22 protein-coding genes are annotated in these 25214 nt (G+C 65.2%); 10 read left to right on the top strand and 12 right to left on the bottom strand.

Going from position 1 to position 25214, the window contains the following annotated elements:
• Window positions 1-53 precede the first annotated feature (53 nt).
• Window positions 54-2432, top strand: coding sequence for an acetamidase/formamidase family protein (locus QJT82_RS37665; RefSeq protein WP_028343573.1), 2379 nt, complete (start codon window positions 54-56; stop codon window positions 2430-2432).
• Window positions 2433-2508: 76 nt separating this feature from the next.
• On the opposite strand, the gene phaR is transcribed toward QJT82_RS37665, so the two are convergent.
• A complete protein-coding gene (gene phaR, locus QJT82_RS37660; RefSeq protein ID WP_016841133.1) occupies window positions 2509-3099 on the bottom strand; it encodes a polyhydroxyalkanoate synthesis repressor PhaR in 591 nt (196 codons plus the stop codon).
• A 313-nt stretch (window positions 3100-3412) separates the two neighbouring features.
• On the opposite strand from phaR, the gene QJT82_RS37655 reads away from it, so the two are divergent.
• The 3 genes from QJT82_RS37655 to QJT82_RS37645 all read left to right on the top strand — a co-directional run bounded on the left by QJT82_RS37655 (window position 3413) and on the right by QJT82_RS37645 (window position 6644).
• The gene (locus QJT82_RS37655) at window positions 3413-4591 is read left to right on the top strand and encodes an acetyl-CoA C-acetyltransferase (RefSeq protein ID WP_028343574.1); all 1179 of its coding nucleotides are present in this window, start codon (window positions 3413-3415) and stop codon (window positions 4589-4591) included.
• A gap of 269 nt (window positions 4592-4860) precedes the next feature.
• Complete coding sequence (gene phbB, locus QJT82_RS37650; RefSeq protein WP_028343575.1) at window positions 4861-5586, top strand: acetoacetyl-CoA reductase; 726 nt, start codon at window positions 4861-4863, stop codon at window positions 5584-5586.
• A 185-nt stretch (window positions 5587-5771) separates the two neighbouring features.
• On the top strand, window positions 5772-6644 hold the full coding sequence (locus tag QJT82_RS37645) for an EamA family transporter (protein WP_028343576.1): 873 nt from the start codon (window positions 5772-5774) through the stop codon (window positions 6642-6644).
• A gap of 200 nt (window positions 6645-6844) precedes the next feature.
• Here the strand turns inward: QJT82_RS37645 and QJT82_RS37640 are convergent, their stop codons facing one another.
• Both QJT82_RS37640 and gloB read right to left on the bottom strand, forming a co-directional pair.
• The gene (locus QJT82_RS37640) at window positions 6845-7276 is read right to left on the bottom strand and encodes a cupin domain-containing protein (RefSeq protein WP_028343577.1); all 432 of its coding nucleotides are present in this window, start codon (window positions 7274-7276) and stop codon (window positions 6845-6847) included.
• A complete protein-coding gene (gene gloB / locus QJT82_RS37635; RefSeq protein ID WP_028343578.1) occupies window positions 7276-8043 on the bottom strand; it encodes a hydroxyacylglutathione hydrolase in 768 nt (255 codons plus the stop codon). The genes QJT82_RS37640 and gloB overlap by 1 nt, the downstream gene beginning before the upstream one ends.
• A gap of 184 nt (window positions 8044-8227) precedes the next feature.
• Between gloB and QJT82_RS37630 the strand changes: the two genes are divergently transcribed.
• Entirely contained in the window at window positions 8228-8980 is a 753-nt protein-coding gene (locus QJT82_RS37630) for a class I SAM-dependent methyltransferase (RefSeq protein WP_028343579.1), read from the top strand.
• A gap of 49 nt (window positions 8981-9029) precedes the next feature.
• Here the strand turns inward: QJT82_RS37630 and QJT82_RS37625 are convergent, their stop codons facing one another.
• Together QJT82_RS37625 and prmC are read right to left on the bottom strand one after the other, a co-directional pair.
• Window positions 9030-9797: a DUF4167 domain-containing protein gene (locus QJT82_RS37625; protein ID WP_028343580.1), complete on the bottom strand. Its 768-nt coding sequence runs from the start codon at window positions 9795-9797 to the stop codon at window positions 9030-9032.
• A gap of 497 nt (window positions 9798-10294) precedes the next feature.
• Entirely contained in the window at window positions 10295-11185 is an 891-nt protein-coding gene (gene prmC / locus QJT82_RS37620; RefSeq protein WP_028343581.1) for a peptide chain release factor N(5)-glutamine methyltransferase, read from the bottom strand.
• 104 nt (window positions 11186-11289) lie between these two features.
• On the opposite strand from prmC, the gene QJT82_RS37615 reads away from it, so the two are divergent.
• The gene (locus tag QJT82_RS37615; RefSeq protein WP_028343582.1) at window positions 11290-11715 is read left to right on the top strand and encodes an HIT domain-containing protein; all 426 of its coding nucleotides are present in this window, start codon (window positions 11290-11292) and stop codon (window positions 11713-11715) included.
• Window positions 11716-11968: 253 nt separating this feature from the next.
• On the opposite strand, the gene QJT82_RS37610 is transcribed toward QJT82_RS37615, so the two are convergent.
• The 4 genes from QJT82_RS37610 to QJT82_RS37595 all read right to left on the bottom strand — a co-directional run bounded on the left by QJT82_RS37610 (window position 11969) and on the right by QJT82_RS37595 (window position 16877).
• Window positions 11969-12667 (bottom strand): ABC transporter ATP-binding protein, encoded by a 699-nt coding sequence (locus QJT82_RS37610; protein WP_028343583.1) that lies wholly within the window; start codon window positions 12665-12667, stop codon window positions 11969-11971.
• Complete coding sequence (locus QJT82_RS37605) at window positions 12664-14517, bottom strand: branched-chain amino acid ABC transporter ATP-binding protein/permease (RefSeq protein WP_028343584.1); 1854 nt, start codon at window positions 14515-14517, stop codon at window positions 12664-12666. The genes QJT82_RS37610 and QJT82_RS37605 overlap by 4 nt, the downstream gene beginning before the upstream one ends.
• Window positions 14518-14531: 14 nt before the next feature.
• Complete coding sequence (locus QJT82_RS37600; RefSeq protein ID WP_028343585.1) at window positions 14532-15407, bottom strand: branched-chain amino acid ABC transporter permease; 876 nt, start codon at window positions 15405-15407, stop codon at window positions 14532-14534.
• Between the two features lie 114 nt (window positions 15408-15521).
• The gene (locus QJT82_RS37595) at window positions 15522-16877 is read right to left on the bottom strand and encodes a substrate-binding protein (RefSeq protein ID WP_028343586.1); all 1356 of its coding nucleotides are present in this window, start codon (window positions 16875-16877) and stop codon (window positions 15522-15524) included.
• 292 nt (window positions 16878-17169) lie between these two features.
• Here QJT82_RS37595 and QJT82_RS37590 point away from each other — a divergent pair, with 292 nt between their 5' ends.
• Both QJT82_RS37590 and QJT82_RS37585 read left to right on the top strand, forming a co-directional pair.
• Window positions 17170-17631, top strand: a complete 462-nt coding sequence (locus QJT82_RS37590) for a hypothetical protein (RefSeq protein WP_245288859.1) — start codon at window positions 17170-17172, stop codon at window positions 17629-17631.
• Window positions 17632-17776: 145 nt separating this feature from the next.
• Window positions 17777-18247, top strand: a complete 471-nt coding sequence (locus tag QJT82_RS37585) for a helix-turn-helix domain-containing protein (RefSeq protein ID WP_028343588.1) — start codon at window positions 17777-17779, stop codon at window positions 18245-18247.
• A 34-nt stretch (window positions 18248-18281) separates the two neighbouring features.
• On the opposite strand, the gene prfA is transcribed toward QJT82_RS37585, so the two are convergent.
• The 3 genes from prfA to QJT82_RS37570 form a co-directional block, all read right to left on the bottom strand.
• A complete protein-coding gene (gene prfA / locus QJT82_RS37580; RefSeq protein WP_028343589.1) occupies window positions 18282-19361 on the bottom strand; it encodes a peptide chain release factor 1 in 1080 nt (359 codons plus the stop codon).
• A gap of 57 nt (window positions 19362-19418) precedes the next feature.
• On the bottom strand, window positions 19419-21686 hold the full coding sequence (gene ptsP / locus QJT82_RS37575) for a phosphoenolpyruvate--protein phosphotransferase (RefSeq protein ID WP_028343590.1): 2268 nt from the start codon (window positions 21684-21686) through the stop codon (window positions 19419-19421).
• Between the two features lie 441 nt (window positions 21687-22127).
• Window positions 22128-23384: an aspartate kinase gene (locus QJT82_RS37570; protein WP_028343591.1), complete on the bottom strand. Its 1257-nt coding sequence runs from the start codon at window positions 23382-23384 to the stop codon at window positions 22128-22130.
• Window positions 23385-23593: 209 nt separating this feature from the next.
• Here QJT82_RS37570 and QJT82_RS37565 point away from each other — a divergent pair, with 209 nt between their 5' ends.
• Together QJT82_RS37565 and ubiG are read left to right on the top strand one after the other, a co-directional pair.
• Window positions 23594-24061: a PH domain-containing protein gene (locus QJT82_RS37565; RefSeq protein ID WP_028343592.1), complete on the top strand. Its 468-nt coding sequence runs from the start codon at window positions 23594-23596 to the stop codon at window positions 24059-24061.
• Window positions 24062-24075: 14 nt separating this feature from the next.
• The gene (gene ubiG, locus QJT82_RS37560; RefSeq protein ID WP_028343593.1) at window positions 24076-24858 is read left to right on the top strand and encodes a bifunctional 2-polyprenyl-6-hydroxyphenol methylase/3-demethylubiquinol 3-O-methyltransferase UbiG; all 783 of its coding nucleotides are present in this window, start codon (window positions 24076-24078) and stop codon (window positions 24856-24858) included.
• The last annotated feature ends 356 nt before the right edge of the window (window positions 24859-25214 follow it).

The following is a 25214-nucleotide window of genomic DNA, read 5'->3' as shown; positions in this document are numbered from 1 at the left end:
TGCGTTCACGGCTCTGTGAGTGGAAGGCTGCGGTGCTGCGGCCTGGAGGGGTGATGGTCGCGACGACCTTTCGGGTTTCGGTCGATGCGATCCCGCGGCAAAACCGGCGGGAGGTCTGGCGCGAGGCGCTGGCCGGTTTGCAGCTCGATTGCGAATTGCCGGAGGCCGGCCAATTCCAGTTCGGCGAATTGACCGCGAAGCGCTCGACCAGCGGCGGCCAGCTCGCGCTGCTGCGTTCCACCGAGCAGCAGATCGTCTGCAGCGGTCATGCGGCCTCGCCGGGAATGCCGGCGCGGGTTGCCATCATCTTCCACGGCTACGGCCGCGGCAGCATCACGTCCGGCCAACGCAGCTGCGAGTTTGCCGACAACGACGTCTCGGTGTGTGACCTGCAATCGCCCTGGCGCATGACCTTGCGGGAGGATTTCGAGATCCTGCTGCTCGAACTGCCGCGTGAGCGGTTGCTCGGCCGGCTCGGGCATAATCGCTTGCGTTTGCCGGCGGTGCTCGGCGCGACGATTGCCGCTGCGTCCGTGCGTCCGGTGATGCGGACCCTGGGCGGCAATTTCGCGATCCTGGACAAGGCCGATCTCGCCACCGCCGAGGTCGCGGTCACCGAACTCGTCGCCGGCGCGCTGCTCGGCGAGACGCGGCTCGATGCCGAAGCAATGACGCAGGTCCAGGCCGGCCATCTGCGCCGGGTCGATGCCGCGATCGAGGCCCAGCTCGGCAATGCCGCCCTGACCATCGCCGACATCGCGCGGCAGGAAGGGCTGTCGCAACGCTATCTGCAACGGCTGTTCGAGCGGCAGAATACGACGTTCTCGGCCTATGTGCGCGAGCGGCGGCTGGAGCGCTGCTGCAACGACCTGATCGATCCGAACTATGCCGACCAGCGCATCGCCGAAATCAGCTACCGCTGGGGCTTCACCGATCAGGCGCATTTCAGCCGGATGTTCAGCGCGACCTACGGCACCTCGCCGCGCGACTTCCGCAAGGCGGTGCCGCGCGATGTAGAGGGCGAGCGCACGCGCGGCCGGCCGCGGCTGGCGCGTGGCACCGCAACGGTGTTGCGGCTCGCGCCAAATCTCGCGTCAAGCCCGGTGGCGCGCGAGACGGTTGCGCCGCTGGAGCCGATCGTACCGGTTGAACCGCCGGCGGCTGTGCCGGAAGGGCGGGGCGCCTCGCATCACCATCTCAAGGTGTCCAGGGAGACCGCGCATTGGGGCTATCTCAGCCGCGCCATCCCGCCTGTCATGAGCGTGCAGTCGGGCGCGGTGGTGACGATCGAGACGCTGACCCAGCACGCCTTCGATGACTACGAGCGCATGATCAAGGGTGATCCCGGCGCGGAGAGCGTGTTTCGCTGGACCGCCGAAGGCAAGTCGGTCGAACGGCGCGGCGCCGGTCCGATGGACGGTTCGATCTTCGGCCGCGGCGCCGGCGAAGGGTTCGGCGTGCACATCTGCACCGGGCCGATCTATGTCTGCGGCGCGGAGCCGGGCGATGTGCTCGAGGTGCAGATCCTCGACATCTGGCCGCGGCCATCAGCCAATCCGGCCTACGCCGGCAAGTCGTTCGGCAGCAATGCCGCGGCCTGGTGGGGTTTTCAATACAACGATCTGATCGATCCGCCGGCCAAGCGCGAGACCATCACGATCTTCGAGACCGATGCAGAGGCCGAATGGGCCCGCGCCGTCTATTCCTACCGCTGGACGCCGCAGACCGATCCGTTCGGCGTGCGCCACGAGACGATGGATTATCCCGGCGTGCCGGTCGATCACGCCACCGTCGAGAAACAGCCCGGCGTGCTCGCCGGCGTGCGGATTCCGGCGCGGCTGCATTTCGGCTTCATGGCGGTGGCGCCGCGCGAGTCCGACATCATCGATTCGATTCCGCCCGGCTATTTCGGCGGCAATGTCGACAATTGGCGCGCCACCAAGGGCACCACGCTCTATCTGCCGGTCACCGTATCAGGCGCGTTGTTCTCGATCGGCGATCCGCATTTCGCGCAAGGCGATGGCGAGGTCAACGGCACCGCGCTCGAGCTTTCGCTCACCGGCCAGTTTCGCTTCATCGTGCACAAGAGCGGCAAGGCGACCAAGCCGCATGTCGAAGGGCTGGCGCACCCGCTTTTGGAAACGCCGGAGGAGTGGATCCTGCACGGCTTCAGCTACGGCAATTATCTGCGCGAGCTCGGGCGCAACGCGCAGTCGGAAATCTACCAGCGCTCGTCGGTCGATCTGGCGCTGCGTAACGCGTTCCGGGCGACGCGCAAATTTCTTATGGAGTGTTATCGCCTCAGCGAGGACGAGGCGCTGGCGCTGATCTCGCTCGGCGTCGATTTCGGCGTCACGCAGGTTGCCGACGGCAATTGGGGCGTGCATGCGATCGTCCGCAAGAGCATGCTGCCCGGGGCAAGCGGCGCCTGACGCCGGCCAGGGTTGCCGCCGTCAGGATTTCGCGAAACGATAGCGGCCGGTGCGTCCGGCCGATCGGCGAAGCGACCTACTCGTCCTTCTTCGTCGGCTGCGACATGCGCTCGAGGCGTTCCTGCATGTCCTTCATCTGGCGGCGAAGATCGTCGATGTTGCCGTCATCGGGCGTCGGCTCCGGCGCCTTCTCGGCCTCGCCGCCGCCGCGTTGCGGCACGAACGGCTTGAACATCGAGAAGGTCTGCTGGAACAGCTCCATGTTGCGGCGGACCTGTTCTTCCAGCGGCGCAAACGGTGTCCCGCTCAGCGCGCCCGCGATCTGCTTGCGGAATTTTTCCTGTTCCTTGGTCAGCGTCTCGATCGACTGTTCGAGATATTTCGGCACCACCATCTGCATGCTGTCGCCGTAGAACCGGATCAGCTGGCGCAGGAAGGTGGTCGGCAGCAGATTCTGCCCGGCCTTGTTTTCCTGCTCGAAGATGATTTGCGCGAGCACGGAGCGGGTGATGTCGTCGCCGGTCTTGGCGTCATAGACGAGGAAATCCTCGCCTTCCTTCACCATCGCCGCGAGATCCTCGAGCGTCACGTAGGTGCTCGTCCCGGTATTATAGAGCCGCCGGTTCGCGTATTTCTTGATCGTGGTCGGTTGTTCAGATTTTGCCATGGGCTCTCACTTCAACACCGAAGAACCTGGAACCCTACGGCATCGCCGCAGGGCAAAATGCAACGCATCGCAGCAAAGGTAAGCATTTTCAAAGCGGTTCGGCTACAGTTTTGTGCTGTGCGGTTAATTCCAAAGCATAGGATTTGCTCAGGAAAGTGCCAAGGGCGTCATTTTGAGTGCGTCGCGGCGCGATTTGCCCGACAGTGCGATTGACATGTCTCAACGAGGTTTACAGGATAGCCGTCAAGAGACAGGCCCGCCAAATCGGCCGCCCGCCGTCGAGAAACCCAGCTACAACCCATAGGAGATGTCCATGTCAGACGATGTCGTCATCGTCAGCGCCGCCCGCACCCCCGTCGGTAGCTTCAACGGCGCTTTCGCCACCACCCCGGCCCATGACCTCGGCGCGATCGCCATCAAGGCGGCGCTGGAGCGTGCCGGCGTCGAGGGCGGTCAGGTCTCCGAGGTCATCATGGGCCAGATCCTCACCGCCGCGCAGGGCCAGAACCCGGCCCGCCAGGCCTCGATCGCGGCCGGCATCCCGGTGGAAAGCCCGGCCTGGGGCGTCAACCAGCTCTGCGGCTCCGGCCTGCGCACGGTGGCGCTCGGCTACCAGGCGCTGCTCAACGGCGATTCCTCGATCGTCGTCGCCGGCGGCCAGGAATCCATGAGCATGGCCCCGCACGCCCAATATCTGCGCGGCGGCGTCAAGATGGGCGGCCTCGAGCTGATCGACACCATGATCAAGGACGGGCTGTGGGATGCCTTCAACGGCTACCACATGGGCAACACCGCCGAGAACGTCGCCAAGCAGTACCAGATCACCCGGTCGCAGCAGGACGAGTTCGCGGTCGCTTCGCAGAACAAGGCCGAGGCGGCGCAGAAGGCCGGCAAGTTCAAGGACGAGATCGTCCCGGTCACCATCAAGTCCCGCAAGGGCGATATCGTGGTCGATGCCGACGAGTATCCGCGCCACGGCGCCACGCTCGACGCGATGGCCAAGCTCCGCGCGGCCTTCGAGAAGGACGGCACCGTGACCGCGGGCAACGCCTCGGGCATCAATGACGGCGCCGCCGCCGTCGTGCTGATGACCGCCAAGGAAGCCGCCAAGCAGGGCAAGAAGGTGCTGGCCCGCATCGTGTCGTGGGGCCAGGCCGGCGTCGACCCCAAGATCATGGGCACCGGTCCGATCCCCGCCTCGCGCGCCGCGCTGAAAAGGGCCGGCTGGAACATCGCCGACCTCGACCTGATCGAGGCCAACGAGGCGTTCGCGGCGCAGGCTTGCGCGGTGAACAAGGACCTCGGCTGGGATCCGGCCAAGGTCAACGTCAATGGCGGCGCGATCGCAATCGGCCATCCGGTTGGCGCGTCGGGTGCGCGCGTGCTGGTGACGCTGCTGCACGAGATGCAGAAGCGCGATGCCAAGAAGGGCCTCGCGACGCTGTGCATCGGCGGCGGCATGGGCATCGCTATGTGCGTTGCACGCGACTGAACAAAAGGCAGCGAGGCCGGTTAGGTGATGAAAAGATCATCTGTCAACCGCGAAGCGAGCTGATAAATAAGATGCCCGGCTTTGCGCCGGGCATTTTTGTTTCGACAGCATGATCCGGAAAAGTGTGAAGCGGTTTTCCGAGAAGATCATGCTCAAAAAAAGGGAGCCAAAGCGCGATGACAATTCAACCTGATCTCATCGCGCTTTGTTGAGTGAGTGCGTAGGCCGGAGTTATCCGGTTATAAAAGACGGCCAAGGAGGAAACGGACATGGCACGTGTTGCATTGGTGACGGGCGGAACGCGCGGTATTGGAGCTGCGATCAGCAAGGCGCTGAAAGCGGCGGGCTACGAGGTGGCGGCGAGCTACGCCGGCAATGACGCCGCGGCGGAGAAGTTCAAGGCGGAGAGCGGGATTCCGGTCTACAAGTGGGACGTCGCGTCGTTCGACGCCTGCGCGGCCGGCGTCAAGCAGGTCGAGGCCGATCTCGGCCCGGTCGACGTGCTCGTCAACAATGCCGGCATCACCAAGGATACCGCATTCCATAAGATGACGGTCGAGCAGTGGAATGCCGTGATCAACACCAACCTCGGCTCGCTGTTCAACATGACGCGCCAGGTGATCGAGGGCATGCGCGCCCGCAAGTTCGGCCGCGTCATCTCGATCTCCTCCATCAACGGCCAGAAGGGCCAGTTCGGCCAGGTCAACTACTCGGCGGCCAAGGCCGGCGACATCGGCTTCACCAAGGCGCTGGCGCTGGAGAACGCCAAGGGCGGCATCACCGTGAACGTGATCTGCCCCGGCTATATCAACACCGAGATGGTGCAGGCGGTGCCGAAGGATGTGCTCGAGAAGAACGTGATCCCGCAGATTCCGGTCGCCCGGCTCGGCGAACCCGAAGAGATCGCGCGGGCCGTGGTCTTCCTCGCCGCCGACGATGCCGGCTTCATCACCGGCTCGACGCTGACCGTGAACGGCGGCCAGTATCACGCCTGACGCGAGCACGTCGTCGCGTCGCAGGCGCGCACAATCGACCAGCGAATGCCCGGCCTTGTGCCGGGCATTTTCGTCTTTACAACGTGCCACACGCGAAGGAAGACGTGGCCCAGCCGGGACATCAGCGAGCGGCTTCAGACGGCCATCCTTAGACAGTCATGCCGGCCATGACGGATTGAATTGAGATGACGACCCGAACTGCCACCCTTGTCGGACTGACCGCCATCCTGATGTGGTCGCTGCTGTCGGTCATGACGGTCGCGACCGGGACGATCCCGGCGTTCCAGCTCGCGGCCATGACGTTCGCGATCGGCGCCGCGTTCGCGTTCGCGAGCTTCCTGTTGCGTCCGTCAGCCTTCGGCGCGTTGAAGCAGCCGCTGGTCGCCTGGGTCGTCGGCGTCGGCGGGCTGTTCGGCTATCACGCGCTGTATTTCCTGGCGCTGCGCTTCGCCCCGCCGGCCGAGGCCGGCCTGCTCAATTATCTCTGGCCGCTGTTGATCGTATTGTTCTCCTCGCTGCTGCCGGGCGAGCGGCTTGCGTTGCATCACATCGTCGGCGCGCTGCTCGGCCTCGCCGGCACCGTGCTGCTGTTCGCCGGCAACACCGGCGCCTTCACAAAAGAGCAAATTCCAGGCTTCGCGGCCGCCTTCGTCGCGGCGTTCGTCTGGGCGTCCTATTCGGTGATGTCGCGCCGGCTCAAGGCGGTGCCGACCGATGCCGTGGCCGGCTTCTGCCTCGCGACCGCCGTGCTTGCCGCGCTGGTGCACATGATGGTGGAGACAACGGTGTGGCCCGCGACGCCGCTGCAATGGCTGGCCGTCATCGCGCTCGGCATCGGTCCGGTGGGGGCTGCGTTCTTCGCCTGGGACATCGGCATGAAGCGCGGTGATATCCGCGTGCTCGGTGCCGCATCCTACGCCACGCCGCTGCTCTCGACCGCGTTCCTGATCGCAGCGGGCTTTGCCAAGCCCAGCGCCAATATTGCTATCGCCGCAATCCTGATCGCCGGCGGCGGGCTGATCGCGGCGAAAGACATGGTGCTGAGAAAAAGAACGTAGGATGGGTAGAGCGAAGCGAAACCCATCAACTCCTATCCACGCGGCGAGATGATGGGTTTCGCTGCGCTCTACCCATCCTACGAAGAAGGTTGTTGCTACTGTTTCACCGTCACCCTGAGGAGGCCGCAACGCGGCCGTCTCGAAGGGTCGACGGCCCGACTGTGGCCGATTCATCCTTCGAGGCTCGCTCCGCTCGCACCTCAGGATGACGGGAAAAAGCTCTTCGGCGCGAGCTCGAATTTCGCGAACTCGAATCCCGGCGCGACGGTGCAGCCGACCAGCGTCCAGTCGCCGCTGCTTTCGGCCGCCTGCCATGCATCCGCCGGCACGATCGCCTGTGGCTGCTCGCCGCGCGCCACATCCGGCCCGAGCGTGATCGCATGTGGGGCGCCGTCCTGCGCGATCCGCAATGTCAGCGGCGCGCCGGCGTAATAGTGCCACATCTCGACCGCGTCGATGCGGTGCCAATGCGAACGCTCGCCGCGCGCCAGCAGGAAGTAGATCGCGGTCGAATGCGCGCGGCCATTGGCGTCGACGCGCTTGTCACGAAACGTCTCGCGATAATGTCCGCCTTCGGGATGCGGCTTCAGCGCAAGCTGCGCGATGATGTCGGCCGCCGAGAGGTCTGCCATCACGACTTGTTCTTGCGCTCACGGAGTTCGCCGAACACCAGCGCCGGGTCGGCGCCCTTCATGTGCAGCTTGGCCGCGACAACAGGCTCGTCGGCGCGCAGAAACACGTTGGCCTTCTTCTCGTCGCCGAGCAGCACCGGGATCGTCGGTTTGTTCTCGGCGCGCAGTTTTGTGACCTCTGCTGCGCGCGCCTGCAGGGCCGGATTGTCGGGCTCGATGGTGAGCGCGAATTTCACGTTGGAGGCGGTGTATTCATGGCCGCAATACAGACGGAAATCGTCCGGCAGCGAGCGCAGTTTCAAAAGCGAATCCCACATCATGGGGTAGGTGCCTTCGAACACGCGGCCGCAGCCGATCGAGAACAGCGTGTCGGCGGCGAACACCGCCTTCTCGCCGTCGAACACATAGGAGATATGGTCGAGCGTATGGCCGGGAGTTTCGACCACACGGGCCAACAGGCTGCCGACCTTGATGACATCGGCATTGGCGGCGCGCAAATCGACATTGGCAATCTTGGCCGACTGGTCGTGCGGGGCGACGACGCGGCAGCCGTATTTCTGCTTCAGCTCGGCGACGCCGCCGACATGGTCGCCATGGTGATGGGTGATCAGGATATCGGTCAGCGTCCAGCCTTCGCGCTCCAGCGCCTTGATGATCGGGCCGGCCTCCGGCGCGTCGATCGACGCGGTCGCCTTGGTCGCGGGATCGTGGATCAAATACCCGAAATTGTCGGTGAGGCAGCTGAAGGTGCGAATTTCGGCGGTCATGATATCTCCACGAACAAACGGGACGGACATTTTGGAGCATGATGTATTCGAAAAGGCCGGTATCGGCTTTCCCGGATCATGCTTTAACGCGCCCAATATAGGGGTGAAATATGGCGTTAACGCTCCGGCGGCAATGCAATTTTCGGCGCACCCGGGCAGCAGGGGGCGTGTTAGGCTAAACACCATGGACGTCATCGACCTGCGCGACTTCTATTCGCAGCGCCTCGGCATCGTGGCGCGGCAGCTGATCAACCGGGGTATCCGCGCGCGGTGGCCGAACGCGGAAGGCCAGCGCGTGCTCGGCCTCGGCTATCCGACCCCCTATCTCGGCCTGTTCCGTGAGTCCTGCGAGCGCTGCATTGCCTTCATGCCGGCGGCCCAGGGCGTGCTGAAATGGCCGACCGGCCGGCCGGCGCTGGCCACTCTGATCGACGAATTCTCGATGCCGCTGCCGGATGCCGCGGTCGACCGCGTGCTGCTGGTGCACGCGCTGGAGATGTCCGATGATCCGGAGCGGCTGCTGCGCGAGGTGTGGCGGGTGCTCTCGCCCTCGGGGCGGCTGATCGCGATCATCCCGAATCGCCGCGGCGTCTGGACGCGCACCGATGCCACGCCGTTCGGCCATGGCCGGCCCTATTCGCGGGCGCAGATCACGCAGCTGTTGCGGCAGACCTGGTTCACGCCGTCGTCGTGGGGCGAGGCGTTGTTCATGCCGCCGGTGCAGGGCAGCTGGTTTCTGCGCTCGGCGATGGCGTGGGAGCGGGTCGGCGCGGCGCTGTCGATGCCGTTCGCCGGCGTGCATATCGTGGAGGCGACCAAGCAGGTCTATCGCGCCATCCCCGCGCGCCGCGAGCGCACACAGCTGATCCCGTCATTGCGTCCGGTGCTGGTGCCGTCCTCGACGGCGACGCGCAAATCGACTCACGCAGAGTCGTGACGCGGACAATTCACCCTCCCTGTGAAGGGAGGGTGACAGATTCTCACGATTACTCGTTGCCCGGATTGAAGTCGTCGCTCGGCGCGGGCTGCGCCGCCATGTCGGGGCGCGGGCCGTGCGGACGGCGGCGGCGGCGCGGAAAGCGCTCGCTCCGTTCGCCGCGTTCTGCGCCGCCATTGCCTTCATAGGTGCCATTGACCTGCGGCTGCGCGCCGCCGGTGATGAACGAGGGCAGGCGATCGACGCCGCCGGCATCGGCCATCGCGGGCTGCGGCTGGTTCTGCGGCTGCGGCTGATATTGCGGCTGCGGACGATGCTCGCGCTCGCGGTGCTCACGCGGCTGCTGGTCACGCTCGCGATGCTCGCGCGGCTGCTGCTGCTCGCGCTGGTACGGCTGCTGGCCGTTGTCGCGCATGAAAGGTTGCTGCTGCGGCACGAAGCCCGGCTCCTGGCCGAAGCTCGAATAGCCGTCGCTGTCGTCGTCGCCGTCTTCGGTCGGGGTGACCTCGGCGTCGGGGCGCGGCGGCTGCTGGTTCTGCCGGAACTGCTCCTGCGCGGCCGCGATGATCCGGTAGTAGTGCTCAGCATGCTGGTAGTAGTTTTCAGCCGCCACCGGATCGCCGGAGGAGCGCGCATCGCGCGCAAGCTGAACGTATTTCTCGGCCACGTGGGAGGCCGTGCCGCGGATCTTGATATCGGGTCCGTTCGATTCGTACACCCGTGTCAGGGGATTCTGGCCGCGCCGGTTATTGTTGTTGTTATTGTTGTTGTTGTTATTCCGGTTGCGCATCCGCTTGTTGTTCTGACCGTTTCTCATCTGTCGCCTTTTATTCCAGCCCTGAAGTTATTGCAGTCCACAGTCCGATTTCTCAGCAGTCCGATTTCTCAGAAGTCCGATTCCCAGAGTCCGATTCGGCGCGCGCCTAGGCACACAGAATCGCAATACCGTTCGAAGTGGTTTCGATGTCGCCGACCATCTCGTTCAGCAAAGTCGCGTGCAGCAAAGACGCGTTCCCCAACCGCCGGCAATCGCGCCAGCGACCAAATCATTCCGCCCGTTGAGACAGGCCCAGTTCTCGTGCGTAAGTCTTCAAGCGCAATAACAGGCTTTCGTTCGCTTGGCGGTCGAGAGCAGCACAGCTTCGGCTATTGCGCTCTATGTGACCTGCGTTCCTGGAACCTTTCGATCGGCGGGCTCTGCTGAACCCTGGTCATCACCCGTAACGGATTACGGGGCCAGCACCGATGTTGTGCCCGGAACGTAGTCGTTCCCGGGGGATAATCCAAGAGGTTTTTTTTCGTTCCAATAGGACTTTATCGGGGCAGCCGGCGGGCGGAAACGGCCCTCGGGATGCCCCCGAGATCGGCTTTTGGCGGCCCCGTTGGGGATAAGGCGGATGCCGTCATCAGCGCTTCAACGTCGCCGCTCTGACCCTGTCCGACTTCCACAACCAGAAATCCTCCTGACGTCAGAAGACCCGCGGATTGCGAAATCAGCGCGCGGTAGGCGTCGAGCCCGTCGGCCCCGCCGTCGAGCGCCGCGCGCGGATCATGCGCGCGCACCTCGATGTCGAGCCCGGCGATGTCGGCCGAGGGGATGTAGGGCGGGTTGGACACGATCAGCTCGAACACGCCGGCCAGCCCGCTGCCGTAGTCGCACTCGATCCATGTCGTGCGCTGGCTAAGTCCGAGCGCGGCGGCGTTGCGCCTCGCGGTCTGCAGCGCCTCCGCCGAGATGTCGGTGGCGAAGCCATGCGCGTTCGGCAGTTCCGAGAGCAGCGCCAGCAGGATCGCGCCAGAACCGGTGCCGAGATCGGCGATCCGCAACGCGCGCTCGGCCACGCCATCGGCGCGCAGCAGTTCGAGTGCACGCTCGACCACGGTCTCGGTGTCCGGCCGTGGCACCAGCGTCGCGGTGGAGAGATGCAGCGGCAGTCCCCAGAACTCCTTGATGCCGAGGATGCGCGCCACCGGTTCGCCGGCGAGACGGCGCCGTGCGAGGTGCTCGAGGCGATCGGCTTCGTCCTTCGTCAGCGTGCGCTTGGCGCCCGTGACCATGCCGGTCAGATCGAGCCCCAGCGCGGCGCCGACCAGCAGTCGTGCATCGAGTTCGGCGGCGTCGCGGCCGGCCGCCTTGAGGCGGGCGGCGAGGCTGCGCCTGATACTCTCGACGGTCTGGCTGGCATTGTCGGCAGATGTGCTCATCGCGCGTTGTTAGCCGATGGTCGATGCGGCGTCGATATCGCTTGCGCCCCGTGCGGCCGGCGCGCACGGTCAAATCTCAACCCATCGATCCGGAACGCGCGACCATGACGGGCTATGACGACCAGAACATCTTCGCCAGGATCCTGCGCGGCGAGGTCCCGAGCTTCAAGGTCTACGAGACCGACCGGACCTTTGCCTTTCTCGACATCATGCCGCGATCGCCCGGTCACACGCTCGTCATTCCGAAGGCGCCCGCGCGCGGCATCCTCGATATCGCCGAAGACGACCTTGCCGCGGTGGCGCAGTCGGCCAAGCGCATCGCCATCGCGGCGATGAAGGCGTTTGCCGCCGACGGCATCATTATCCAGCAGTTCAGCGAGCCCGCCAGTGGCCAGGTGGTGTTTCACCTGCACATGCATGTGATGCCGGTGAAGGCCGGCGTCGCGCTGCTGCCCGCGCAAACCGTCAAGGCGGAGATGGATGTGCTAGCAGATCACGCCAAACGCATGATCGCGGCGCTCGCGGACTGAGTTGCAGCTGGAAGCGGTCAGCGCGGAAGAGCGGCGCCAGCGGCAGTACGCTCCCTCTCCCGCTTGCGGGGGAGGGTTGGGGTGGGGGCTCTCTCCGCGAGTCGCATTGTGGAGAGAGCCCCCACCCGCGTCGCATCTTCGATGCGAAGCGACCTAAGAGCGAGCTTCGCTCGTCTCGACCCCCGCAAGCGGGAGAGGTGCAGTGAGCGTGCGGTGAGATCTATTCTCCCTGGCTTCATCACGAGTTAGCGGGTTAAACCCCCAGATAGCGCTGCAGGACGTCGGGCTGGGCCTTGATCTCCTGCGCGGGACCTTCGTGGACGATGTGCCCGTTGTTGATGATGTAGATGCGCTGCGCCAGCGCCAGCGTCGCGGCGAGGTTCTGCTCCACCAGCACGATGGTCTGTCCGGCCTCGGCCAGATCGCGGCACGCCTTCATCAGGTCGCGCACGATCACCGGCGCCAGTCCCTCGAACGGCTCGTCGAGCAGGATGATCTTGGGATCGCGCACCAAGGCGCGCGCGATCGCCAGCATCTGCTGCTCGCCGCCCGACAGGTCGGTGCCGCGATTGCTCCGCCGCTCGCGAAGCCGCGGGAACATCTCGTAGATGCGGTCGAGCGGCCAGCGCTGCGAGGCGGTCAGGCCCGCGATCACCAGGTTCTCCTCGACGCTCAGGCTGCCGAAGATGCGGCGCTCCTCATGGACCAGCTGCATGCCGGCCTGCGCGATCTTGTGGCTCTTCCTGCCGGAGATATCGACGCCGTCGAACATCACCGAGCCGCGGCGCGGGGTGACGACGCCCATCAGGCTCTTCAGCGTCGTGCTCTTGCCGGCGCCGTTGCGGCCGAGCAGTGCCACCACCTCGTTGCGCTCGACGCGCATCGAGACGTCGAACAGGATGTGGGAATCCCCGTAATAGCTGTTCAGTCCGTTGACCTCGAGCAGGCTCATGCGGCGAGCACTCCATGCACGCCGCCAAGATAGGCCTCCTGGACGGTCGAATTGTTCTTGATCTCTTCCGGCGTTCCCTCGACCAGCACGCGGCCCTCCTGCAGCACGGTGACGCGCTCGGCGAGCTCGAACAGCGCATCCATGTCGTGATCGATGATGATCATGGTGCGGCCCTGGCTGATCGACTTCAATAGCTTGACGGTCTCGACGCGCTCGCGCGGGCTCATGCCGGCGAGCGGCTCGTCCAGCAGCAACAGGCTCGGCGACGTCGCCAGCGCCAGCCCGATCTCCAGCCGCCGCTTCTCGCCATAGGCAAGCTCGGACACGGGCGTATCGGGCCTCGATGTGAGATTGACCAGCTCGAGCGTCTGCTGCACGCGCTCGGACAGGCCGGGGATGCTGTCGATGCTGCGGAACAGGTCGAGCTTGAACTTGCCGCGAAGCGCCGACAGCGCCGCGACCACCAAATTCTCGCGCACCGTCAGCCCGGCGAACAGCTGGTTGACCTGGTAGCTCTTGGTCAGGCCGAGCTGACAGACATCGGTGACATTCATGCCGGTGATGTCGCGGCCCTCGAACAGGATGGTGCCCGAGGTCGGATGCACCTCGCAGGTCAGCATCTTGAAGAAGGTCGACTTGCCGGCGCCGTTCGGGCCGATGATGCCGCGCAGCTCACCGTGATTGACGGTGAAGTCGATGTCGCTGTTGGCGAGCAGGCCGCCATAGCGCTTGGTCAGGCCTTTGGCCTGGAGGATCGGACCGGACCGATTGCCGCCGGCGCGAGGCGCCGCCGGCTTCGGCGCGGGCGCTGTGGCGTGCCGGTCGCTTGCCACGGCGACGACCTCGGGTGCGCTCTCCTCGGGCTCCTTGGCGCCGCGCTGTCCGGTCAGGAGGCGGTAGAGATCGGCGAGGCCGCCGATGATGCCGCGGCGCAGGAAGCACACCAGCAGCACGAACACGATGCCGAGCACGAGCTTCCAGGCCGCGCCGAGCCCGAGCGCCGCCTGCAGGAAGTCCTGCAGCGACAGCCAGACCGCAGCGCCGACCAGCGGCCCGAACAGCGTGCCGCGGCCGCCGATCGCGGTCTGCATCACGAGCTGGCCCGACGTATCGAAGGTGAATGCGTCGGGCGGCATGAAGGCCTGCAGCACGCCCAGCAGCCCGCCGGCAAAGCCGGCATAGGCGGCGGCGATCACGAAGGCGGTCAGCTTGTAGCCGTGGATGTTGTGGCCGACCGCGGTCGCGCGCAGCGGATTGTCGCGGATCGCGCTGAACACGGCGCCAACCGGCGAGCGCACGATGCGCAGCGCGATCACGACGCCGATGAAGTAGCACAGTGCCAGGAACTGGTAGAGCGACCAGCCGGTGGTGAAGTGCAGCGTGGTGAAGCCGAGATTGAAGCTCGGGGTCGGCACGCCCGGCAGCCCGTTCTCGCCGCCGGTGAAGTCCGACAGCGGATTGAACTCGACGAAGAAGAACACCTCGGCGATCGCGACCGTGATCATGGCGAAATAGATGCCGGTGCGGCGTAGTGCGATCAGGCCGATCAGATAGCCGGTGGCGGCGGCCGCGATCATGCCGATGACGAGGGCGAGCACGACGTAGGGAAAGCCGGCGCGCGTCAGCAGATAGGCGGCGACGAAGCCGCCGGTGCCGTAAAAGGCCGACTGGCCGAACGACAGCAGGCCGGTGAAGCCGAACAGGATGTCGAAGCCGAGGCCGAACAGGCCCCAGACCAGGATCCGGTTCACCGTGTTGGGCGCGAAGCCGAGCCACGGCAGCACGAAGGGCGCGACGATCAGGCCGGCGGCGGTCAGGAATTCGATCAGGTATGGGCGCTGTTTAAGCATCTAAATATCCGTCGTCATTCGCGGCCCTGCGTGCCGAGCAGGCCGTGCGGTCTGAGCACCAGCACGAGCGTCATCGCCGCGAACAGCATGACGTAGGCGTAGCCGGGGTTGAACATCGAGGTGATGCTGATGATCTCGCCGGCGATCAGTCCGCCGAGGATGGCGCCGGGAAACGAGCCGACGCCGCCGATCACCACCACCACGAAGGTCTCGACCAGGATGTCGTCGCCGACACCCGGCGTCAGCGACACCACCGGCGCGTTGATTATGCCGGCGAAGCCCGCGGCCATCGCGCCGATGCCGAACACGATCATGAAGACGCGGTAGACGTTGATGCCGAGCGAATCGACCATCACCGAATCCTCGATGCCGGCGCGCACGATCATGCCGAGCCGGGTGCGGTACAGGATCAGGAACAGCGCGCCGAGCGCGACCGCGACGATGCCGACGACCGCGAGCCGGTAGGTCGGGTAGAACAGGAAGCCGAGCGAGGTGATGCCCTGCAACAGCGCCGGCGGCGGCACCACCTGCGACTGGCTGGTGAAGATCAGCCGCACGATCTCGACGAAGCAGATGCCGAGGCCGAACGTGACCAGCAGCTGGTCCTCATGCGGGCGATGGTAGAAGTGGCGGATGATGATCCGCTCCATCGCGACGCCGAGCAGCATCACGAACAGCGATCCGGCGATCACGGCGAGGATGAACGAGCCGGTGTAGGAATAGGCCACATATCCGGCGTAGCCGCCGATCATGAACATGGCGCCGTGGGCGAGGTTGAGCACCCCGAGCGTGCCGTAGATGATCGTCAGTCCGGAGCTGATCAGCGCGAGCAGCGCGCCGAGCGCCAGCCCGTTGAAAAGTTGCGAGATGAAATTTGGCCAGTTGATCATGGCGCGCGTTCACTCAGCCGTTTATCTGGCCCGGTCAGTGGAGGATGCGTTCCGAGAAAAGCGGCGCCGCGGGTCGGGTCGCCCCGCCCACGGCGCCGAGTCTTCCCACGTTAATCAGGTGTAGTCGCCGAGATGGCAGCCGAACGCATCCGGCTTCTGCATCAAGCCGTCGCCGGGGACGATCTCGATCACCTCGTAATAGTCCTCCTTGTTCTTCATCTCCTTTTCCATCTTGCCGCGGACGATGACGACGGGGCGGACGCACTGGTGATCCTCGGGGCGGTAATGCACGTCGCCGACCAGCGAAGGCAGCGTCTCGCCCTTCTCATAGGCCTTGATGACGTCGGGCGGATAGAAGCTGCCGGCATCCTCGACCATGCGGGCCCAGTGCGCGAAGCTGACATAGGCGTTCTCCGCGCCCCATTCCGGCTTGTAGCCGTACTTCTTCTCGAAGGCCTCGTTGAACATCTTGGCCAGCGGATACTTGTCCTCGATGGTCCACCAATAATCGGTCGCGGCGTAGACGCCCTGCATCAGGCCGCCGGTCTCGCGGGCGATGAACGGCACCTGGTAGGGCACCACGAGCTTCATCTTGTCGAGCACGCCGAACTGCTTGGCCTGCTGCGTCGACAGCACGGCATCGTGACCCCAGTTGACGTTGATCAGCACGTCGGCGCCGGAATTCGCGACGTTGAGCAGATAGGACGAATAGTCCGGCGCGCCGAGCGGCGAGACCTGGTTGGTGACGGTGGTCCAGCCCGCCTGGGCGAGGTAGTCCTGCATCGACTTGGTGACGGTGTGGCCGTAGGTGTAGTCGGGCGTGAGGTAGGCGGCCTTCTTGCTCTTGCCGAACTGCTTGATCAGCACCGGCGCGATCGCCGCCGCGGCGGTCTGGCCGAAGAAGTTCTGGCGGAAGCCGTAGCGCACGCAATCCTTGCCGGTGGTGTCGTTGGAGCCGGAAATGCCGCAGACGAAGATCACCTTCTCGCGCTGCGCCAGCTTGTTGAGCGCCACCGCGACCGCGCTCGACGTGCCGCCGGTGATCATCACCGCCTTGTTCTCGGAGATGAAGCGCTGCTGCGCCTGCACGGCCTCGTTCGGCTTCGCCGCGGAATCGGCGACGCCGAACTTCAGCTCCTTGCCGAGCACGCCCTTGCTGGTCTTCGGCGAGATCTTCTTGATCAGCTCGTGGCCGCTGTTGATGTGCTCGATCGCGAGCTGGTAGCCCTTGAGCTCATCCTCGCCTTGCACCGCGTAGGTGCCGGTGCGCGGCACCGAGATGCCGATGAATGCCGAAGAGCCCGACGTGCCCGCGGGATAGGTTCCGATCGCCGGATGGTCCTCGGCGAATGCCCGCGACGCGATCGAGGCCGGCAGCACGGTGCCGCCGATCAGGCCCGCGCCGGCTTGCAGCAAAGTGCGGCGCGAAACGTTCAGGGCGCTGCCCGGCCGAAAATCCTTGGTGCTCATCGCTCAGTATCCTCCAATTATATTGATTGTTGCCGCGCATATTCACTCGTCGCCGGATCGGATCGATCGGCGGCACGATGCGCCGGCTGCAATCGAGCAGCCTGTCACAGCTACAATTCCTCACCGGCATATTTAGTCAATGTCACCTTTCGTCGAATCATATCGGCATACGATAGAAATAATATCGTTCTACGATGTATCGAGGGTTTACCGACCGGGTGCGGGTCCTGTAAGTGAGGGAGCGATGATCCAGGAGCCTTCAAGTCGCACCGGAAATGCCGGAGAGCACGCCGTGACCGAGCACGGTCACGCCGTGACCGAACACGGTGGCGCCGAGCAATCGGGCAGCCTGAGCATCCGCGCGATCAACGTCCTGAAGGAGCTGGCGGTCGAGCTGCTCGACGACGTGCCGCCGAAGATGGGCTGGACGCCGCCGGACGATCTGCTGCGCCTGCTCACCGCGCGCCATCTCGCGACCGCGCGAAATTGCGGACGGCAAACCATGCGCGAGATCATCGATTGGGCCGAGACGCGCGGAATAACGATCCCGTCTCCGCATCACACCGGCAAGTCGTTGTCGGAGGTCTGGGGCGATCTGGTCGCGCGCGCTTCGGCCGGGCATCTCACCAAGAGCGAGATCACCGAGGCGCTGGAGAAATCCATTCGCCGCAGGAGCCCGCGGATTCCGGTCGCCTTCCAGATCGTGCTGCTGAAGATATTGAGCTCGACCTACGATCGCTGGCCGCAGCCCTGACCTTTACCGGCCCCGCCGTTCGATCGTCAAACCGTTGAAAACATGGGTGGAAGGACGGCCGGTAGTATGGTGCGTCCGGCGCGGGCTTGATAGCGTTGCGCGGCGTCTGCCGTCCGGCGGAGCGAGCCAGCAGCAGGACGATCGAATGCCGCAACCAAAGCAACGACGAGCGCCAGCCGGAGCAACGAAACGCAAGACGGTATCCGCGACGGTGGACTACCGGGCGCTGGCGCAGTTTCGCTACGAGTTGCGGAGGTTTCTCGCATTCAGCGAGGAGGGGGCCCGGAAGGCCGGAATGACGCCGCGACAGCATCAGGCGCTGCTCGGCATCAAGGGTTTCGTCGACCCCGGTCCGCCGACCGTCGGCGACATCGCGCGGTTTCTGCTGATCCGGCATCACTCCGCCGTCGAGCTGATGAACCGCATGGCAAAGCTCGGGCTGGTCAGCCGCCTTGCCGATCCCGACGACGCGCGGCGGGTTCAGCTCAGGCTGACGGCAAAGGGCGAGCAGAAGCTCCAGTCCGTTTCGAAGAAGAACATCGAGGAGCTCCGCCGCGTCGCGAGCCCGGCGCTGCGCCGCTTGCTGAAGTCTTCGCCGTCTTCCGGCGAGCCGTGAGTGACGCATCCGCCGGCGCAAGCGGCGGCGCGCGTCAGGCCGCGGCGCCCTGCGCGGCGAGCTGTGCCGCCTGGTGCTCGGTCGTCAGCGCGTCGATCAATTCGCCGAGCGCTTCGCCCGCGATCACCTGCGGCAGCTTGTAGAGCGTCAGGTTGATGCGGTGGTCGGTGACTCGCCCTTGCGGGAAATTATAGGTGCGGATGCGCTCCGAGCGGTCGCCGGAGCCGACCTTCTCCTTGCGGTCGGCGGAGCGCGCCGCCTCGACGCGCTGGCGCTCGGCATCGTAGATGCGCGAGCGCAGGATGTTCATCGCCGACGCCCGGTTCTTGTGCTGCGAGCGGCTGTCCTGCATCATCACGACGATCCCGGTCGGCAGATGGGTGATGCGGATCGCCGATTCGGTCTTGTTGACGTGCTGGCCGCCGGCGCCGCCCGCGCGCATGGTCTCGATCCTCAAGTCCGTGTCCTTGATATCGACGTCGACGTCCTCGACCTCGGGCAGCACGGCGACCGTGGCGGCCGAGGTGTGGATGCGGCCCTGCGTCTCGGTGTCGGGCACGCGCTGGACGCGGTGCACGCCGGATTCGAATTTCAGCTTCGCGAACGCGCCGCGGCCCTGCACCTCGGCGATGATTTCCTTGTAGCCGCCGACGGTGCCTTCGCTCGCCGAAATCACCTCGACCTTCCAGCCCTGCAAGGATGCGAAGCGCTCATACATCCGGAACAGGTCGCCGGCGAACAGCGAGGCCTCGTCGCCGCCGGTGCCGGCGCGGATTTCCAGCATCACGTTGCGGTCGTCCATTGCGTCCTTCGGCAACAGCGCGATCCGGATCTGCTGCTCGAGCTCGCCGAGCCGCGCCTGCAGCGTTTCCAGCTCGGCCTCCGCCATGCTGCGCATTTCGGCGTCGGTCCCGGCATCCGCCAGCATCGCCTCGGTATCGGCGAGTTCGCTACGCGCGGAACGATAGGCCTTCACCGCGTCGATCAGCGGATTGAGCTCGGCGAGCTCGCGCGTGATCGCAACATAGCGCTCGGACTTGACCTCGCCGAGCAGCTCGGCCTCGAGCGAGGCATGATGGGCGAGCAGGACGTCGAGTTTGGCTTCGGGTAGCATGGCGGTATCTCGAATTGCGGAAGGTACGGAAGGGCGGCAGCGGCGACGGCAGCGTCGCTACAAGGCCAGCCCCTCGGTTTCCGCAAACTTCGTCAGCGCCGCGCGGATCGAGACGCTGCCGACCGGCGCGTCCAGCAGCGGATTGATCATCGCCTCGGCCTTCTTGGCGTCGAGGTCGAGGATCAGCGCCTTGACCGGGCCGTGCGCAGTTGCCGACAATGAAAGCGAACGGTAGCCGATCGCGATCAGCGCCAGCGCGCCGATCGGCTTCGACGCCATCTCGCCGCACAGCGAGGCGGCCTTCTTCGCCGCCTTGGCCTTGCGCACGATGTCGCGCAGCGCGCGCAGGATCGGCGCCGACAAAATGTCGAAACGTTCGGAGACCTTGGCATTGCCGCGGTCGACCGCAAACAGGAACTGGAACAGGTCGTTGGAGCCGACCGAGACGAAGTCGACCTTCTTCAGCAGCTCGTCGAGCTGGTAGAGCAGCGCCGGCACCTCGACCATGGTGCCGATATCGATCCGCTCGGGCAGCGAATGGCCGTGCTGGCGCAGATAGGTCAGCTCGCGCTCGACGATCGCCTTGGCCTGGTCGAACTCGGCGATGTCGGAGATCATCGGGAACATGATCTTCAGCGCGCGGCCGCCGCCGGCACGCAGCAGCGCGCGGATCTGGCCGCGCAGCAGGCCGGGACGGTCGAGGCCGAGCCGGATCGCGCGCCAGCCGAGCGCGGGATTTTCCTCGATCACGGTCTCCATATAGGGCAGCGCCTTGTCGCCGCCGATGTCGAGCGTGCGGAAGGTGACGGGCTTAGAGCCCGCGGCGTCGAGCACGGTGCGGTACAGCGCGAGCTGGTCGCTCGAGCGCGGCAGGTTCGGGCTCACCATGAACTGCAATTCGGTGCGGAACAGGCCGATGCCGGCGCTGCCGGTGTCGTCGATATGCGGCAGGTCGATGGTCAGGCCGGCATTGATCAAAAGCTCGATCGGCTGGCCGTCCTTGGTCACGCAGGCCTTGTCGCGCAGCGCCGAATATTGCGCCTGCCGCCGCGCCCGGAACCGGACGCGCTCGGCATAGGCGGATTCGATCTCGGTCGAGGGGCGGACATAGATCTCGCCGGAAATGCCGTCGACGATGATGGCGTCGCCCGGATCGGCGATGCCGGGCGCGTTCGGCACCTCGCCGACCGCGGGAATGCCGAGCGCGCGCGCCACGATCGAGACGTGGGAATTCGCGGTGCCTTCCTCCAGCACCAGGCCGCGCAGCCGCTTGCGGTCATAGTCGAGCAGCGCCGCGGGGCCCATCGCGCGGGCGATCAGAATGGCGTTGTCGGGCAATTGCTCGCGCGAGGGCGCATGGTCCTGGCCGACCAGCTGCCGCATCAGGCGATGGCCGAGATCCTCGAGGTCGTGCAGGCGGTCGCGCAGATAGGGATCGGTCGAGCGCAGCATGCGCGCGCGGGTGTCGGACTGCACGCGCTCGACGGCGGCTTCCGCGGTGAGGCCGGTGGCGACCGCCTCATGCAGCTTGTGCGACCAGCCCTGGTCGTTGGCGAACATGCGGTAGGCTTCCAGTACCTCGCGGTGCTCGCCGCCGTCGGCGACGTCGCCGCGCTCCAGCATGCGGTCGAGATCGGCGCGCAAATTGGCGAGCGCGGTGTCGAGCCGCTTGATCTCCTTCGGCAGATCCTCGGCGATGTAGTTGGTGATGACGACGCGCGGCTCGTGCAGCACGACATGGCCGAGCGCGATGCCGTCGGAGAGCACCGCGCCGGTCTTGTGCAGCGAATGCCGCGCGGCGGGCTCGGCGCCGGGCTGCGCCAGCGCGGCAAGCTCACCGGAGGCGATCATCTCCGCCAGCACCATGGCGGTGGTCTGCAGCGCCTCGACCTCTTCCTCGACATAGGTGCGCTTGGCGCGGTTCTGCACCACGAGCACGCCGAGCGTGTTGCCGGCGCGCAGGATCGGCACGCCGAGGAACGAGTGGTAGGCCTCTTCGCCGGTCTCCGGGCGGTAGGCGAAGGCCGGATGGCTTTGCGCGTCGGACAGATTGAGCGGCGTCGCCTCGCTGGCGACGAGGCCGACCAGGCCTTCATGCGCGCTCATCACGGTGCGGTGGACGGCGTCGCGGTTCAGACCTTCGGTGGCATAGAGCTCGAGGGTGTTGTCGATGCGCAGCACGTAGCAGGAGCAGACCTCGGCCACCATGTTGGCCGCGATCAGCACCACGATCTTGTCGAGCCGTTCCTGGGCGGAGACTTGCTCCGCCATGGTCTCGCGAAGCCGTCTCAACAGGATGCGGGGGCCTCCCGACGCGCTCCGCATGTGTTTCAGTCCCTCCCCACGAAGCCGGCGCACCGGTGCGGCCGGCCGCTGGCGTAAAACTCGTCAAAAACAACAATTTTAGTCATTCGGTGTCGCCGCTCGCCAGTTCCCGCCGATTCGCGATCACCGAAACTGTGCCACAGTTTGCGACAGCCTACCTGACTGGCCGTATAGCCAATCGAGGCTTGCTTTGCCAAGCAAAACGCCTGCCAGTAGCAAATAACGTCTGCGTCAGCCCAATGCTGCGCCCGCTAAGAGAAATTCTAACTCCGGGCGGGGCTGGGGAGCACGGCCAATGCTCGGTCTCGTCGTTCCGGGGCGCCGCGAAGCGGCGAACCCGGAACCTCGAGATTCCACAATTCGCAATTGCGAATTGGGGTTCGATGCTGTCGCATCGCCCCGGAATGACAGCGGAGCGAGCCCCGCCCCTGCCGGTCGCGCCTACGCCTGGTCCAGGCCGTACAGCGTGTGCAGCGTGCGGACCGCGAGTTCGGTGTAGGCGGCGTCGATCAGGACCGAGAACTTGATCTCGGAGGTGGTGATGGCGCGGATGTTGATGTTGCGGTCGGCCAGCGCCTTGAACGCCTTCGCCGCGACGCCGGCATGGCTGCGCATGCCGCTGCCGATCACCGAGACCTTGGCGACGTCGGTCGCGGTATCGAGCCTTGCGTAGCCGATCTTGGCCTTGGCGGCGGTAATCGTGTCCTTGGCGCGGTTATAGTCGCTGGCCGGAACGGTGAAGGTGAGGTCGGTGGTCTTGCCGTCCTCGGACACGTTCTGCACGATCATGTCGACATTGATACTGGCGTCCGCGAGCGGCCCGAAGATCGCGGCGGCGATGCCGGGCTTGTCCTCGATCTGGCGCACGGAAATCTGGGCTTCGTCCTTGGAGAAGGCGATGCCGGTGACGACGTGCATTTCCATGATTTCCTCCTCGCTGCAGATCAGCGTGCCCGGCGGCTGGTTGGCGTGCGGGTCGATATCCTCTGGCTTGTCGAAGCTGGAGCGCACGAAGATCGGCATGTTGTGCACCATGCCGAGTTCCACCGAGCGAACCTGCAGCACCTTGGCGCCCTGCGAGGCCAGTTCCAGCATGTCCTCGAAGGCGATCTTGTCGAGCCGGCGCGCCTTCGGCACCACGCGGGGATCGGTGGTGTAGACGCCGTCGACGTCGGTGTAGATGTCGCAGCGGTCGGCGCGCAGCGCGGCCGCGATCGCCACCGCCGAGGTGTCCGAGCCGCCGCGGCCGAGCGTGGTGATGCGGCCGGTGTCGGGATTGATGCCCTGGAAGCCTGCGATCACGGCGACTTCCTTGCGCTCCTTGAAGCGGGTGATGATCTCGGTGCCGTCGATATCGAGGATGCGCGCCGAAGCGTGCGCCTCCGAGGTCTTGATCGGGATCTGCCAGCCCTGCCAGGAGCGCGCCTGGATGCCGATGCCCTGCAGCACGATCGCGAGCAGGCCCGAGGTGACCTGTTCGCCGGAGGCGACCACCGCGTCATATTCGCGCGCGTCGTGCATCGGCGAGGCATCGGTGCACCAGGCCACCAGCTCATTGGTCTTGCCGGACATCGCGGAGACGACGACGGCGACCTCGTGGCCCGCGTCGACCTCGCGCTTCACATGCTGCGCGACGTTGCGGATACGATCGATATTGGCGACGGACGTACCGCCGAATTTCATCACGAGGCGGCCCATGACGACGCGTCTATTCCTTTAAGAGGATAAGTAGGTTAACCCACGCCGAAAACCGCAAGCGCGGGGACCGAAACGCGCGTATACATAGCGCCGCGCCCGGGGGCAAGCCGGTAGGTAGGGGGCCCTCGAGTGTCTTTTGGGGGTGTTTTGACCGGTTGCGGGCGGGTTGTGGCGCACGGGTAACACGGGACAACTCGAAGGCGGATTGGATGGGACGTTATATCGACGAGATCCTGCAGCCTGGCGAGAAGGTGCTGTATTCCACCAATGCGCACTGGATGTTCTATTTGCCGGCGATCGGGGCCTGGATCGTGGTGCTGGCGCTCTTCATCCTGTCGCGGATGACGACGGTCGACGGCCTCGTGATGGCCTGCCTGGCGGCCGCCGCCGTGGTCGCGGTCGCGGCGCTGTACTGGACCGCCGCGGCCTGGTTCCACCGCTGGACCACCGAAACCGACGTCACCAATTTCCGCGTGGTGCACAAGAGCGGCTTCATCAAGCGGCGCACCTTCGAGATGAGCCTCGACAAGGTCGAGAGCGTCGACGTCAACCAGAGCATCATGGGACGCCTGCTCAATTATGGCGACGTCACCATCCGCGGCGTCGGCGAGGGCATCGAGACCATCAGGACCATCGCCGCGCCGCTGTCGTTCCGCAATTCGATCACCGCGCGATAGGGGCGCGCGCAATCATGGCCACGCAATCAACGCTTTCCAGTTCCTCCGCCGGTTCCTCCGCCAATGCCTCCGCCAGCTCGGTCGATCCGGCCGAGGTCGCGAAATTCTCGAAGCTGTCCGATGAATGGTGGGATCCGCGCGGCAAGATGGCGCCGCTGCACAAGATCAACCCGCTGCGCCTGACCTATATCCGCGACGCCGCCTGCCGTAAGTTCGAGCGCAACGCCAAGAGCCTCAGCTGCCTGTCCGGCCTGCGCCTGCTCGACATCGGCTGCGGCGCCGGCCTGCTGTGCGAGCCGTTCACGCGGTTAGGGGCCCAGGTGATCGGGATCGATCCCTCCGCCACCAACATCGCCGCCGCGAAGCTGCACGCCGACAAGGGCCATCTGTCGATCGACTACCGCTGCACCACGGTGGAGGAGATGGACGTGCGGGAGCGCTTCGACATCGTGCTGGCGATGGAGGTGGTCGAGCACGTCGTCGACGTCGGCGCCTTCATCAAGCGTTGTACGGCGATGCTCAAGCCCGGCGGGCTGATGGTGGCGTCGACGATCAACCGCAATTGGAAGAGTTTTGCGCTGATCATTGTCGGCGCCGAATACGTGCTGCGCTGGCTGCCGCGCGGCACCCATGAGTGGAGCAAGTTCGTCACCCCCGCCGAGCTCGAGCGCTACCTCGGCGATGTCAACCTCACCGTCACCGAACAGGCCGGCGTGGTCTACAACCCGCTCGCCGACAAATGGACCGTGTCGACCGACATGGATGTGAACTACATGGTGGTGGCGGAAGAGGTGTGAGTTAGATACCACGGTCTCGGCCACACAATAGGTGTCGTCCCTGCGAAAGCAGGGACCCATAACCACCGGCCAATGTTGTTGAGTGCGATCTTGGTTCAGGACCTGCTTCGGAATCTGATCAACACCATCCATCTTATCTTCCGTTCAACCACCGTGCCCCAAACCGCTCCCTGCGGTTATGGATCCCTGCTTCCGCAGGGACGACAGCGAGATTGTGGTGCAATCGGTGGAAATGTGAGACGTTGTTGCCTCCCGAAAGGTGTCGTCCCTGCGAAAGCAGGCAACTGTTATGTCGGTTTGGTCTGTAGGTACGGCTTTCGGTCTCGCATCATGGCATTGAGGACCGTGAGCAGCTT

Origin of the sequence: Bradyrhizobium sp. Mp19 (genome assembly GCF_029952935.1) — a bacterium.
GTDB lineage: Bacteria > Pseudomonadota > Alphaproteobacteria > Rhizobiales > Xanthobacteraceae > Bradyrhizobium > Bradyrhizobium elkanii.
This window is presented reverse-complemented; position numbering and strand designations above follow the sequence as displayed.